Raw genomic sequence first — 14,071 nt, 5'->3', positions numbered from 1 at the left:
GGTTGCCCGGTGGCCGCTCAGGCGGCCGCCACGGCGCCCCGCTCTGCCCCTTCGCGGTGGATCGGCGTCCCCGAGCCGGTCAGCGGAAGGCCCGTACCACCCCGCCGGACCGCGATGATCTCCGCGGCGATGGACAGGGCGGTCTCCTCGGGCGTACGGGCGCCGAGGTCGAGGCCGATCGGCGAGTGGAGGCGGGCCAGTTCGGCTTCGCTGACGCCGACTTCACGCAGCCGCCGGTCGCGGTCCGCGTGGGTGCGGCGTGAGCCCATCGCGCCGACGAACGCGACCGGCAGCCGCAGAGCCGCCTTCAGCAGGGGGACGTCGAACTTGGCGTCATGGGTGAGCACGCACAGGACCGTGCGCGCGTCGGTCGCCGTGTGCCCCAGGTAGCGGTGGGGCCAGTCGACCACGATGTCGTCGGCCTCGGGGAAGCGATCCCGGGTGGCGAAGACGCGGCGGGCGTCGCACACGGTCACGTGGAAGCCGAGGAACTTACCCGCGCGCACAAGCGCCGCGGCGAAGTCGACCGCGCCGAAGACGATCATGCGGGGTGGCGGCACGCTCGATTCGACGAGCAGCGTGAGGCCGCCGGGACAGTGCGATAGGTCCTCCGAGAGGCCGACGGTGCCGGTGCGGCCGGCGTCCAGCAGGGCGCGGGCCTCGGACGCCGCCGTCCGGTCCAGCTCGGCGTGGCCGCCGAGAGCGCCTTCGTACGACCCTCCCCCAGACTCCGTCCGGGGGGACCCCCATCTCGCTTCGCTCGGCCGCACGAGCAGGGCCCTGCCGAGGAGTTCAGCCGGACCACGAGCGACCCGGGCGAGGGCCGCCGGCTCGCCCCGGGCGGCGGTGGACAGCGCCGCCGCCAGGACCGTACGGTCGGGGGCGTCCGCGCGCACCGGCGTGACCATGACGTCGATGACCCCGCCGCAGGTCAGCCCGACGGCGAAGGCGTCGTCGTCGCTGTAGCCGAACCGTTCGAGCACTGTCTCGCCGGTCTGGAGCGCTTGGACGCACAGGTCGTACACCGCTCCTTCCACGCAGCCGCCGGAGACCGAGCCGATGGCCGTACCCTCGCTGTCGACGGCCAGGGCGGCGCCGGGGCCGCGCGGCGCGCTGCCGCCGACGGCCACCACGGTGGCGACGGCGAAGTCCCGGCCCTCCTCGGCCCAGCGGTTCAGTTCTTCGGCGATGTCAAGCATCGCGGGCTCCCGTGTCCGCCGCTCCCGTACCCGCTATGAGGACACGGTCGGGCCGGATCGGCAAGTTGCGGTGGCGTACGCCGGTCGCGTGCCAGACCGCGTTGGCGATCGCCGCCGCGGCGCCCACGATGCCGATCTCGCCGATGCCCTTGATCCCGACCGGGTCGTCCGGGTCGGGGTCGTCCACCCAGTCCGCCTCGACGAGCGGCACGTCGGCGTGCGCGGCGAAGTGGTAGCCGGCGAGGTCGGCACCGACGTGGCCGCCCGATGCCTGGTCCCTGACCGCTTCCTCGTGCAGGGCCATGGAGATGCCCCAGGTCATCCCGCCGACGAACTGGCTGCGGGCGGTGAGCGGGTTGACGATCCGGCCCGCCGCGAAGATGCCGAGCATGCGCCGTACGCGTACCTCGCCGGTGGTGACGTCCACGGCGACCTCGGCGAACTGCGCTCCGAACGAGTGCCGTTCCTTCTGCGCCAGGGCGCCGATGGCTTCTGAGGTGTCGGACCGTACCGTGATCCCCTCCGGCGGGATGTCGGCGCCCAGCGCGAGCCGCTCCCGCAGCTCGCCGGCCGCGGCCGTGATCGCCCACGCCCAGGAGCGTGTGCCCGTCGAACCGCCGGCGATGGACCCCGGTCCGAAGTCGCTGTCCCCGATGCGCACTTGCACGCGGCCCGGTGTCACCTTCAGCGCGTCGGCGGCGATCAGGGTGAGCGCGGTCCGCGCACCGGTTCCGATGTCCGACGCGTTGATCCGCAAGGTGAAGGTGCCGTCCGCTTCCGCCGTCACGGCCGCCGTCGACGGCATCGCTCCCGCGGGGAAGGACGCCGCCGCCGTGCCGGTGCCGAGCAGCCAGCGTCCGTCACGGCGCAGGCCGGGACGCGGGTCCCGGTCTTCCCAGCCGAACCGGCGGGCGCCCTCGTGGAAGCAGGCGAGCAGGTTGCGGCTGCTGAACGGCAGCCCGGACACGGGGCCAGTCTCGGGCTCGTTGCGGGCTCGCAACGCGATCGGGTCGATGCCGCACTTCTCGGCCAGTTCGTCGAGCGCCGATTCCAGCGCGAACGACCCTGGCGCCTCGCCGGGTGCCCGCATCCACGTCGGTGTCGGCACGTCGAGCCGTACGACCCGGTTGGCCGTGTGGTGCGCGTCGGCGTCGTACATCACCCGTGACGGCCCGGAGCTCGGCTCGACGAACTCGTGCACGGCCGAGGTGAGGTTCAGGGAGCGATGCTCCAGCGCGCGCAGCCGTCCGTCGGCGTCTGCGCCGAGCCTGATCCGCTGCGCCGTGGGGCTCCGGTAGCCGACGAGCGAAAACATCTGACGGCGGGTCATGACGACCCGGACCGGGCGCTGGAGGAGGGTCGCGGCCATCACGGCGGCCACCTGGTGCGCGCGGACGCCCTTGCTGCCGAAACCGCCGCCGACGTGTTCGGACCGCACTCGCACTGAGGCCGGGTCGAGCGAGAACAGCTTCGCGAGGTCGCCCACGACCCAGGTGGTTCCCTGGTTGGAGTCGACGACGTCGAGTCGGCCGCCGTCCCAGTGGGCGGTCGCCGCATGCGGCTCCATCGGGCTGTGGTGCTCTTCGGGCGTGGTGTACTCCGCGTCCAGGACAACGGCGGACCGGGCGAGTTCGGACTCCAGGTTTCCCTTCTCCGTCACCGCCGGCGGCATGTGGCCGTCCAGCGGGTACGTGTCCGGGCGTCCGCCGGAGAAGGCGACGTCGTGCGGTTCCTCCTCGTAGTGCACGACCAGTGCTTCGGCGGCCTCCCTGGCCTGCTCGGACGTCTCGGCGACGACCAGCGCCACCGGCCAGCCCATGTGCGGAACCCGGTCGTGCTGGAAGAGGGCGACGGTCGGGTCCGGCGGGAAGCCCAGCAGGCCGGTGTAGTCGGTGTCGACCCGCGGGGCGTTCTGGTGGTGCAGGACGGTGAGCACGCCCGGCATCCCGAGGACGGCAGCGGTGTCGACGGAACGGATGCGGCCGCGGGCGATGGTGGACAACGCCAGCCAGCCGTGGGCGAGTTCGGTGAAGGGGATGTCTCCCGAGTAGCGGGCCGCTCCGGTGACCTTGTCCGGGCCCTCCACCCGGGTGTGCGCGATACCGATGGAGCCCTTCGCCGTCGTGCTCTCAGTCGTGGTCCCGGTCGTGGTCCCGGTCGTGGCGGTGGTCATCGGGCGGCCTCCTCGGCGAGTTCGGTCAGCACGGCCACCACGAGGTTGCGCATCAGGGTCACCTTGTATCCGTTGTGGGGCAGCGGCTCGGCGGCGGCCAGTTCGGCGTCCGCGGCGGCGGCGAACGCTTCGGCGTCGGCCGGTGCCCCGGCCAGCACCCGCTCGGCCTCCCGGGCCCGCCACGGCCGGGACGCGACCGCCCCGAACGCCAGCCGCACATCGCGTACGACGCCGTCCTGGACGTCGAGTGCGGCGGCGAGCGAGCCGATCGCGAACGCGTACGAGGCACGCTCGCGCACCTTCCGGTAGCGCGAGCGGGCGGCGACCGGGGCGGGCGGCAGGGTGACGCCGGTGATCAGCGCCCCCGGCGACAGAGCGGTCTCCAGATGCGGGGTGTCACCCACTGGCAGATAGAACTCGGTGAGCGGCAACTCGCCCGGTCCGTCAGACGTTTCGTACGAGACGACCGTGTCGAAGGCCGTCAGTGCAACCGCCATGTCCGAGGGGTGGGTGGCCACGCAGTGCGTGGAGCCGCCGAGGATCGCGTGGTTGTGGTGCTCGCCCTCGACGGCGGGGCAACCGCTGCCTGGGACACGCTTGTTGCACGGTTTTGTCACGTCGGTGAAGTAGCCGCAGCGGGTGCGCTGGAGCAGGTTCCCGCCGACGGTGGCCATGTTGCGCAGTTGCCCGGAGGCACCGGCCAGGACGGCTTGCGTCAACGCCGGGTAGCGGCGGCGGACTTCGGGATGGGCGGCAAGGTCACTGTTGGTGACAGTAGCGCCGATGCGCAGGCCGCCATCTCTCGTCAATTCGATCCGGTCGAGGGGCAGTTCTCGGACGTCGACGAGCCGGGCGGGCCGCTCGACGCCGGTCTTCATCAGGTCGACGAGGTTGGTGCCGCCGCCCAGGAAGCGCGCGTCCGAATCGGCGCCGAGCAGCGCCACCGCGCCCGAGACGTCCAACACGCGCTGATATCCGAACTCCCTCATGCGGCTGCCTCCTCGGCCTCGGCCACCTGCGCCTCAGCCGCCTGGGCGACCGCTTGGACGATCGATGTGTACGCGCCGCAGCGGCACAGGTTGCCGCTCATCCGCTCCCGGATCTCGTCGGCGCTCAGGGGTGACGGCCCCGCTTCCGGGCGGACGTCGTCGGTGACGGCGCTCGGCCAGCCTGCCGCGTGTTCCTCGATGACCGCGACGGCCGAACAGATCTGACCCGGCGTGCAGTAGCCGCACTGGTAGCCGTCCAGGTCGAGGAACGCCTGCTGCACCGGATGCAGCCGATCACCGTCGGCCACGCCCTCGATGGTGGTGATCTCCCGTCCCTCGGCGGCCACCACGAGTTGGAGACAGGCGACGGCCCGGCGTCCGTCGAGCAGGACGGTACAGGCACCGCACTGCCCCTGGTCGCAGCCCTTCTTTGTGCCGGTCAGATCGAGGCGCTCGCGCAGTGCGTCGAGCAGGGTGGTGCGGTGGTCGACGGGCAACGTGTGCTTCTCGCCGTTGATGTTCAAGGTGATGGCGCTGGACGTCGACGAGGGGGCTGGTGCCATGATCAGCCTTCTTTCGCGTATTCGGAGCACGTTGAGGGGACGATCCGACAGGCAGCCGAATCAGGAGACGTATCGGGAGGCGTATCCGGGAGACGTATCGGGAGACAGGGAGATCGGGCACGTAGCGATGCCGGTTCGGGAACATGGCGGATGCGGGGGAATGCCGATCGGGAACGCCACCGGCCGCCCACGCCGACCGCCCCCACGGCTATAGTGAGCTCCAACCGGACACCTGTCCGCTACCGAGAAAACCTAACGGACAGCTGTCCGCTTAGCAAGGCCGGGTTCGGCCACGAGCCCGCGAGGAGGACGAGTGCAGAAGAGGGACGTGCCTCTGCGCTCGGACGCGCAACGAAACCGCGAGCGCATCCTGGAAGTGGCGCTGGTCGAACTGACGCGCTCCGCGGACGCCCCACTGAGCGCGATCGCCAAGAAGGCGGGCGTCGGGCAGGGCACGTTCTACCGCAACTTCCCCAATCGCGAGGCGCTCGTACTGGAGATCTACCGCTACGAGACGCAGCAAGTCGCCGACGCCGCAGCCCAGTTGCTCGAGACTCGGGAACCCGACCAGGCCCTACGGGAGTGGATGGACCACCTCGCCCAGTACGCCATGACCAAGGCCGGCCTGGCGGACGCGATCCGCCAGGCCACCAGCGCACCGGGGAGCCCGGCGAAACCGGGACACAGCCCAGTGATCTCCGCGGCCGAACTCCTGCTCCGTGCCAACGAGAAGGCCGGCACCATCCGCCCGGGACTGACCGGGGACGACTTCCTCCTCGCCATCGCCGGCCTCTGGCAGATCGATCCGCACGGCGACTGGCAACCGCGCGCCACCCGGCTCCTGGACCTCGTCATGGACGGACTGCGCGCGGGAGCACCCGGGCGGTGAGCGCCGCCCGATCGAAGCGGGCTGCGGGGCCGACGGCGGGGCCTGCCTCCCAGCCGTCGCCCTGACGGCCTCCGCTGGCCCGTTCGGGGCCGCCGGACTCCGTTTGGCGGCCCAGCCGTTGGTCATACGCGATAGCAACACCCAAACTCCGATATGGCCCAACGCCCAACGGGTTACTGGTTACTTCTTGGGTGCGAGTGCGGGTGCGCTGTGGCTTGTCGCGCAGTTCCCCGCGCCCCTTCCAGGGCTGCCCGTTCAGCATCCTTCGACGGTCACGCAACAGCGCTCGGAGGCTCGGCACGACCGACAAGCCATCAGGTCATCTGTCCCGGACTCTTGACTCTGTTAACCACAGTCGCGATTCTCATGACATCTGCTTGTACGAGTCATGACAACCATGGGCGTGACCTCGTCGCGCCCATGACCGTCTGTCTGGCTCATCGACGGCGCCATCCGCCGACCGGAGACGTGAGTGATGACCATGACTCGACAGCCACACCGCAGGCGTACCCCCATCACGGTTCTCTCGCTGCTCTTCATCGTGATGACCATGACGCTCGGCCCCACGTCCAGTTCCGCGGCCGAGACGGACTGGTGGAGCCCGGTCGCGCGGCCCGCGCCGGACTCCCAGATCAATGTCACGGGCGAGCCCTTCAAGGGAACGGACTCCCAGGGACAGGTACGGGGCCTTGTCGACGCGCACAACCATCTGATGTCCAACGAAGCCTTCGGCGGCCGGCTCATCTGCGGCAAGCCGTTCTCCGCACTGGGGATCACCGACGCGCTCAAGGACTGCCCCGAGCACTATCCCGACGGCTCGCTCGCGATCTTCGACTACATCACCCACGGCGGTGACGGCAAGCACGACCCGGTCGGCTGGCCGACGTTCAAGGACTGGCCGGCGTACGACTCGATGACCCATCAGGCGAACTACTACGCCTGGATCGAGCGCGCCTGGCGCGGCGGTCAGCGGGTCCTCGTCAACGACCTCGTCACCAACGGCATGATCTGCTCGGTCTACCCCTTCAAGGACCGCAGTTGCGACGAGATGACCTCGATCCGGCTCCAGGCGAAGCTGACGTACGACATGCAGGACCACATCGACAAGATGTACGGCGGCACCGGCAAGGGCTGGTTCCGGATCGTCACCGACAGCGCGCAGGCCCGCGAGGTCATCCGGCAGGGCAAGCTCGCCGTCGTCCTGGGTGTCGAGACCTCCGAGCCGTTCGGCTGCAAGCAGGTCCTCGACATCGCGCAGTGCGACAAGGAGGACATCGACAAGGGCCTCGACGAGCTGTACGACCTGGGCGTGCGCAGCATGTTCCTGTGCCACAAGTTCGACAACGCGCTGTGCGGGGTCCGCTTCGACGAGCACGGGCTCGGTACGGCCATCAACGTCGGCCAGTTCCTGTCGACGGGCACCTTCTGGCAGACGGAGAAGTGCACCGGCCCGCAGAAGGACAACCCGATCGGCGAGGCGTCGTCCGAGGCCGAGGAGGACCTGCCGGCGGGCACCGAGGTCCCGGAGTACGACGAGGACGCACAGTGCAACGTCCGCGGTCTCACCGATCTCGGCGAGTACGCCGTGCGCGGCATGATGAAACGCAAGATGATGCTCGAGATCGACCACATGAGCGTCAAGGCCACCGGCCGGGTGCTCGACATCTTCGAGACCGAGCAGTACCCGGGTGTCCTGTCCTCGCACAGCTGGATGGACCTCAACTGGACCGAGCGGGTCTACTCCCTCGGCGGCTTCGTCGCCCAGTACATGCACGGCTCCGAGGAGTTCAGCGAGGAGGCCGAGCGCACAGACGCACTGCGTGAGAAGTACGGCGTGGGCTACGGCTACGGCACCGACTTCAACGGCATCGGAGAGCACCCCGCCCCGCGCGGCGCCAACACCTCGAACCCGGTCACGTACCCCTTCAAGAGCGTCGACGGCGGCTCCGTCATCGCCAAACAGACCACCGGCGAACGCACCTGGGACTACAACACCGACGGCGCCGCCCACGCCGGCATGATCCCGGACTGGATCGAGGACATCCGGCGGGTCGGCGGCCAGGACGTCGTGGACGACCTCTTCCGGGGCGCCGAGTCCTACCTCGGCACCTGGGGAGCGTCCGAGGACCACAAGGCCGGTGTCAACCTCGCCTCGGGCTCGATCGCCTCGGCCAGTTCCTCGGAGTCGAACCCGTTCACGAGTTACGCACCCTCCAGGGCCGTGGACGGCAAGCCGGACACCCGCTGGGCGAGCGACTGGAGCGGCGACCAGTGGCTCCGGCTCGACCTCGGCTCCGCAAGCCTCGTCAAGCGCGTCACCCTCGACTGGGAGCGTGCCTACGGGAAGGCGTACCGCATCCAGCTCTCCACCGACGGCACGAACTGGCAGTCCGTATGGTCCACTACCACCGGCGACGGCGGCCTGGACACGGCCCGGTTCACCGGCGTGCCGGCCCGCTATGTGCGCGTCCAAGGGCTCGAGCGGGCCACCGAATGGGGATACTCCCTCCGCGAAGTCGGCGTCTACAGCAACTGACGGCACCGAGTCGGTGTCCAGGGGCCGTGGCCGACCGGATCAGCTCGCCTGATCCGGCCGGCCACGGGCCGCCTTCCCCGGCGGAACAAGAGCCGAGACACGAGAGCCGAGACACGAGAGCGAAGGGAATCCACATGGCACGGATGCCGTCGGCCGAGCGGCGCCGACAGCTCACCGAGGCGGCGATCCGTGCGATGACACGAGACGGCGTCCCCCGGACGACGACCCGGTCCATCGCCGCCGAGGCGGGCGTGTCACTGAGCGTCTTCCACTACTGCTTCGACTCCAAGCAGGCCTTGATCGAGTCCGTCATCGAGACGATCACCGGTCACTACGTCACGGTGGTGAAGGAAGCGATCCGGCCGAAGGCCACCCTGCGGGAGACCATCGGGGCCGGCTTCCAGGCCTACTGGGACCATGTGTCCGCCAATCCGGGCGAGCACGTGCTCACGTATGAATTGACTCAGTACGCCCTGCGCCAACCCGGGTTCGAGCATCTGGCACGACGGCAGTACGAGCTGTACTCCGACACCTACGCCGAACTCATCGAACAGCTCCGGCACAGCATGAACTTCGAACTCCGCGTACCCGTCCCCGTGTTGGCCCGCTATCTGGCCGCCATGACCGACGGCCTGACTCTGAACTTTCTCGTCCTCGGCGATGACGCGGCCTGGGCGGACATTCTCGACACGATCACCGACCACGTCGCCGGTCTCGTCCGGGACGAGGCACCCGCGGCGACCTGAACGCCAGGCTCCGCCCCTGGCTGGTAGGGCCGCGGAGTCGATCGGGGCGGGTGCCCCTGATCCTCCAGGGGGACGGGAAACCCGATTTGCGGTAGGAGTCGAGCTTGATCGTGAGCTCCTCGCCTACAGCGGAAGCAGCGGCCACGCTCCCCAGGGCTGCGACCACGAGTACGCGAGGTCCATGTCGCCGGTCCGCCAGCGGCGCGGAGTGGTGGTGGCGAGCCAGTCCAGGGATTCGACGCCGCCCGGCTGCCCGCCGTCCAGGGCGAGGCGGACGGCCGCGGTGAGGTCGGCGTCGGCCTGAGGGGTGCGGGCCGCGGGGTCGACGGAGACGAACAGGGCGGTGCCGGAGCAAGCCACAAGGTCGAGGAACTGACGGTTCAGCGCCCACTCGGTCGCCGGGGTGCACGGCACGCAGTCGGCGTCCACCGCGTAGAAACGGTTGTGCTGGGCGAGGCGGAAGGCGAGGGCGTTGATCCCCATCCGGCGGGTGCGCTCCCAATGCCGGCCGGAGGTGTCGTCACCGGTGCGTTGAACCTCCACCAGGCCGGCGGCCAAGTGCCCGACGGTGTTGCAGCCGAGCACCAGCGCGTCTCCGGCGGCTTCCGCGATGGTGCGGTACAGGGCCACCAGCACCTCCGCGGTCGTACGGGTACGGTCGGCCAACTGCCAGCCGGGACCGGCCATTTCAGGCGGCGTGTCCGAGTGGAAGCGGCCGAAGACGTCGTACGTGCTGAAGTCGTGCTTGATCAGCTCGAAGCCCCAGGCGCGGAAGCGGGCGACGTCGGCGGCGACGGCGGCCAGCGTGGCGTCCGACGACGGGTCGAGCGGGATCCGGCCGGGCCGGCCGACATCCGTGCGCATGCCCTTGGTCTCGACGCGGGACAGCAGCGGCCTGAACCACAGGCCCGGCCGGGCGCCTTGGGCGGCGATGCCGGCGGCCAGGCCCGCCATGTCGTCGAACACCCCCGGCAGGCCGACGTCCCATGGCCCGCCCGGAGCGCTGCCGCCGCCTTCCGTCCAGCCGTCGTCGACGACGCAGAAAGGCCGTACCGGATGGTCGCCCGCGTACTCGGCGATGGTGGCGGCGTCGCGCAGCACGGCGTCGGGACCGAAGTCCTTGCCGTAGGCGTAGTACCAGTTGTTGCAGCCGACCACCGGCTGCTCGGGCAGCAGCGGGTCGGGGGACATGGCGGCACACAGCGCCTGGAGCGCCGCGTACGGGGTGGTGCCGGCGTCGGCCGCCACGCCGACCACGGTGGCGGCGGCCAACTCCCGCTCCCCCGGGAGCACCGGCAGGCCGCCGGAGCGTACGTCCAGCCACAGGGTGGTGCCGTCCTCGTCCACCGTCCAGCAGCACAGCGCGCCGGCACGGGTGCGTACGCCGAACCCCGCGGTAGTGCCGACGACCGGGGCGGTGCCCAGCCAGTACCAGGGCAGCGGCCGCTCCGGCTGGATGCCGCGCCACTGCAACTCGCCGTACGAGCGCTCCCAGGCGTCGCCCAGCACGAGGGCGGGGCGGTGTCCGCCGGGGTGGTGCCGCCAGCGCAGCGCCACCTTCGACAGGCCGTGCGGGCCCGCGGCGGCGAGAGTCAACTCCAGCCCTCTGTCCGGCTGGTGACGTGCCGTCACTTCGGCGCCGGGCACCGTCCAGCGGCCCGGCCCCGCCGGTGTGGCGGAGCGCGGGTCCCCGTCCGCCGCGATGATCACGTGGACGGCATCGGGCAGGGGAACATCGATCACGGACATGACTTGCCGCCTCTCTCAGCCCTTCACCGCGCCGGACGTGAGCCCTTGGACGATGTGACGGCTGGCGAAGGCGAACAGCAGCATCGTGGGCAGGATGGTGAGGACCGCCGCCGCGGACATCGAACCCCAGTCGATGTTGAAGCTGGAGATGAATCCGTTCAGGGCCGTGGGGACGGTCTTGTTGGTGTCGCTGTTCATCAGCGTCACGGACAGGAAGAGTTCGTTCCAGCAGTTGACGAAGTTGAAGATGAACGCGGCCACGATCCCGGGACGCATCACCGGCAGCAGCACCCGGAACAGCGCCCCGAACCGGGACAGGCCGTCGATCATGGCGGCCTCCTCCAGCGCGTCCGGGATGTTCTCGAAGAAGCCGCGGAGCATCACCGTGCAGAACGGGATGCAGACGGCGATGTAGACGAGGATCAGCCCGAGCCGGTTGTCGACCAGCTTGAGGTCGGTCATGAGCAGGTACAGCGGTCCCAGCGCGATGAAGGTCGGGATCATCTGGGTGACCAGGGCGGCCATCAGCAGCGCGGACTTGGTACGGAACTCGAAGCGGGCCAGTACGTACGCCGACAGCATCGAGATCGCCGTGGCGACCGCGCCCGCGACGGTCGCGACGACGAGGCTGTTGGTGAGGTAGACGCCGAAGTCGGCCTTGCCGAACAGCCCCCTGTAGTTCTCGAGCGAGAAGTGCTCGGGCCAGTAGGCGATCGGGAAGGTGAAGATGTCGCCGGGTGCCTTCAGCGACGTGATGGTGATCCAGTAGAGCGGGAAGACGGTGAAGACCAGCCACAGCCCCAGGAAGCTGAACTTGGTGGCCCGGCCGGCCGTGGATTCCTTGCCGATCACGGCTTCACCTCTCGCTTCTCGCGCGTGGCCAGGAGGAAGAAGACCGCGAACACCAGCAGCGTGGCCACCACGATCAGGCCGAGCGCGGAGGCCCTGCCGTAGTCGCCCTGCTGGGTGATCTTGATCATCCAGGTGGTCACGATGTGCGTCTCGTTGTTGGGTCCGCCGCCGGTCATTCCGAAGATCAGGTCGGGGAAGTTGAAGATCCAGATGACCCGCAGCAGCACGGTCAGCGCGAGGGTGACCCGGATGTACGGGATCGTGATCTGGAACAGCGTGCGCACCTTGCCGGCGCCGTCGAGCGCCGCCGCCTCGCACAGCTCCTCGGGGATGGACTGCAGCGCGGCCAGGATCATGATCGTGAAGAAGGTGACCCCGTACCAGACGTTGGCGACCACGACGGCGAACATCGCGGTCTTCGGGTCGGCCAGCCAGGCGACCGGCTCGTCGATCAGCCCGGCCTTCTGCAGCAGGTCGTTGACGACGCCGAACTCGCTGTTGAACAGCCAGCGGAACAGGATGCCGATGAGGAACCCGGAGATCGCCCAGGGGAAGAAGACCAGCGCCTGGTAGAGGCCCCGAAAGCGGAACTTCCGGCGCAGCCACAGGGCGAGGGCGAAGCCGATCATCAGCTGGGGCACGATCGACCCGAACACCCACACAGCGGTGTTGCCGAGCACGGTGCCCCAGGCGGGGTCGGCGAAGACGTCACGAAAGTTCTTCAGGCCCACCCAGGAGGTGTCGCTCAGGTCCGTCAGCTTCCAGTTGCGGAAGGCCATCTGGCTGCCGGCGATCATCGGGTAGTACGTGAAGACCGCCACGAAGATCGCGGCCGGGGCCATGAACGCGGCGATGAGCAGCCCGCGCCGGGCGGTGAACTCCGGCCTGCGGCGGCCCCCTGCCGCGTTGCGGGCGGACGGGGCGCCCCCCTTCCGGGAGGAGCCCGCCGACGCCGCTCTCGTCTTCTGCGTTGTCTTCTTCGATTTCGTCGTTTCGGACGCGGTGGACATGCCTACTGCTCCTGCTGCCGCTTCTCGGTCCAGTACGTGTCCCAGCCGGCCAGCAGTTCCTTGGGCGTCAGCTTGCCGAGCACCATCTTCTGCACGTCGGCGTCGGCCTTCTGCTGCCACTCGGTCCACCAGGCGACGCCGCGCGGCTGGCTGACGTTGAGGTACTTCTCCGGCTGCTCCGTCATGGTGACGTAGCTGGACCAGGGGCCGGTCTTGTAGAACGGGTCCTCGGTGGCCGACTTGAGGATCGGCACCAGGCTGTTCTTCTTGGTGAAGGTCGTCGACGCCTCGCCCTCGGAGAGGAACTCGACCAGCTTGACGGCCTCGGCCTTGTGCTTGCTGCCGTCCGCGACGCCCCACCCGGCGGTGGCCAGCGGCTGGACGGTCTTGCCGCTGGGGCCCGCCACCAGCGGGGCGGTGTCCCACTGGTCCTTCGCGATCGCCTTGGACTCCGAGACCGTGGCGATCACTTCGGGATCCTGCAGGAGGAAGGCCGTGGAGCCGTTGGAGAAGCCCTCGACCATCTCCGGGTAGCCCCAGGACACGGACGACTTCGGGGACGCCTGTTCGAAGAGCTTGAGATAGGTCTCCATGGCGTCAAGGGCCTCGGGCGCGGAGAAGATCGTGCTGCCGTCCTTCAGCTTGAAGCCGTCGGCGGGGTCGATCTCGTCGGCGACGTACGCCTCGATGACGGCGGTGGCGTTGCCGTTGGCGTTGGCCCCGCCGCGGAAGGCGTACCCGTACCGGCGCTTCGCCGGGTCGTGGATGGCGGAGGCCTGCGTCAGCAGTTCCTCCCAGGTGGCCGGCGGCTTGCTGAAGCCTGCCTCCTTGATCAGGTCGGTGCGGTAAAAGACGCTCAGGCCGTAGAAGCCGTACGGGACGAAGTACGTCTCGCCGTCGGCGTCCTGGGAGGCCTCGACCGCGTTCTCCGTCATGGCTGCCCAGCCCTTCCAGGGCTCCAGGTCCTTCTTCATGTCGTAGAGCCAGCCGTTGTTCGACCACGGGCCCACGGTGGTGTCCCGCACCTCGAGGGTGTCCACGCCGCTGCCGGACTGGAGCATCTGCTGGATCTTCTGGTCGGCCTGCTCGGTGGGCGGCGAGACCAGATTGACCTTGATTTTGGGGTTCTGCTGTTCGAAGTCTGCTATGAGGTCCTTCAGCAGATCCGTGCGGGCGGGGTTCGTCAGGCTCTCGACCATGTTGAGAGTGACCGTTCCGCCACCACCACCGCCGCTCATGGCGGAGCAGCCGGTCAGTACCATCGTGGCGGCTGTGCCGAGGGCGAGAGCTGCCGTCCTTCTTCTCATCGTGCCGACCTCTTCCTTGGATACGGCCGCGCTGGCAGCGGCTTCGGGGACAGGGGTT

The 14,071-nt window shown here is 69.4% G+C and carries 11 protein-coding genes; 3 read left to right on the top strand and 8 right to left on the bottom strand.

Features of this window, described 5'->3' with window-relative positions; genetic code table 11:
- Nucleotides 1-17: 17 nt before the first annotated feature.
- Genes ACYVO6_RS38615 through ACYVO6_RS38600 form a run of 4 tightly spaced genes read right to left on the bottom strand, consistent with a single transcriptional unit; the run spans nt 18 to nt 4,924 of the window.
- Complete coding sequence (locus ACYVO6_RS38615; protein ID WP_461069711.1) at nt 18-1,199, bottom strand: XdhC family protein; 1,182 nt, start codon at nt 1,197-1,199, stop codon at nt 18-20.
- Nucleotides 1,192-3,372: a xanthine dehydrogenase family protein molybdopterin-binding subunit gene (locus ACYVO6_RS38610; protein WP_461069709.1), complete on the bottom strand. Its 2,181-nt coding sequence runs from the start codon at nt 3,370-3,372 to the stop codon at nt 1,192-1,194. Before ACYVO6_RS38610 ends, ACYVO6_RS38615 begins: the two co-directional genes overlap by 8 nt.
- Nucleotides 3,369-4,361, bottom strand: a complete 993-nt coding sequence (locus tag ACYVO6_RS38605) for an FAD binding domain-containing protein (RefSeq protein ID WP_461069707.1) — start codon at nt 4,359-4,361, stop codon at nt 3,369-3,371. Before ACYVO6_RS38605 ends, ACYVO6_RS38610 begins: the two co-directional genes overlap by 4 nt.
- On the bottom strand, nt 4,358-4,924 hold the full coding sequence (locus ACYVO6_RS38600) for a 2Fe-2S iron-sulfur cluster-binding protein (RefSeq protein ID WP_461069705.1): 567 nt from the start codon (nt 4,922-4,924) through the stop codon (nt 4,358-4,360). Before ACYVO6_RS38600 ends, ACYVO6_RS38605 begins: the two co-directional genes overlap by 4 nt.
- Before the next feature lie 313 nt (nt 4,925-5,237).
- Between ACYVO6_RS38600 and ACYVO6_RS38595 the strand changes: the two genes are divergently transcribed.
- From ACYVO6_RS38595 to ACYVO6_RS38585, 3 genes are all read left to right on the top strand, one after another.
- A complete protein-coding gene (locus ACYVO6_RS38595; RefSeq protein WP_461069703.1) occupies nt 5,238-5,813 on the top strand; it encodes a TetR/AcrR family transcriptional regulator in 576 nt (191 codons plus the stop codon).
- 481 nt (nt 5,814-6,294) lie between these two features.
- On the top strand, nt 6,295-8,349 hold the full coding sequence (locus ACYVO6_RS38590; RefSeq protein ID WP_461069851.1) for a discoidin domain-containing protein: 2,055 nt from the start codon (nt 6,295-6,297) through the stop codon (nt 8,347-8,349).
- A 134-nt stretch (nt 8,350-8,483) separates the two neighbouring features.
- Complete coding sequence (locus ACYVO6_RS38585; RefSeq protein ID WP_461069701.1) at nt 8,484-9,095, top strand: TetR/AcrR family transcriptional regulator; 612 nt, start codon at nt 8,484-8,486, stop codon at nt 9,093-9,095.
- A 123-nt stretch (nt 9,096-9,218) separates the two neighbouring features.
- On the opposite strand, the gene ACYVO6_RS38580 is transcribed toward ACYVO6_RS38585, so the two are convergent.
- Genes ACYVO6_RS38580 through ACYVO6_RS38565 form a run of 4 tightly spaced genes read right to left on the bottom strand, consistent with a single transcriptional unit; the run spans nt 9,219 to nt 14,013 of the window.
- On the bottom strand, nt 9,219-10,844 hold the full coding sequence (locus tag ACYVO6_RS38580; protein ID WP_461069699.1) for an alpha-amylase family protein: 1,626 nt from the start codon (nt 10,842-10,844) through the stop codon (nt 9,219-9,221).
- Nucleotides 10,845-10,859: 15 nt separating this feature from the next.
- A complete protein-coding gene (locus ACYVO6_RS38575) occupies nt 10,860-11,696 on the bottom strand; it encodes a carbohydrate ABC transporter permease (RefSeq protein ID WP_461069697.1) in 837 nt (278 codons plus the stop codon).
- Nucleotides 11,693-12,706 carry a carbohydrate ABC transporter permease gene (locus ACYVO6_RS38570; protein ID WP_461069695.1) on the bottom strand — a complete coding sequence of 338 codons (1,014 nt, stop codon included), beginning with the start codon at nt 12,704-12,706 and terminating at the stop codon, nt 11,693-11,695. The genes ACYVO6_RS38575 and ACYVO6_RS38570 overlap by 4 nt, the downstream gene beginning before the upstream one ends.
- Before the next feature lie 2 nt (nt 12,707-12,708).
- Nucleotides 12,709-14,013 (bottom strand): ABC transporter substrate-binding protein, encoded by a 1,305-nt coding sequence (locus tag ACYVO6_RS38565; RefSeq protein ID WP_461069693.1) that lies wholly within the window; start codon nt 14,011-14,013, stop codon nt 12,709-12,711.
- Nucleotides 14,014-14,071: the final 58 nt, after the last annotated feature.

The organism is Streptomyces pseudoechinosporeus, assembly GCF_054783935.1.
Note: the sequence above shows the minus strand (reverse complement) of the source record. Positions and strands in the feature narration are given on the sequence as shown.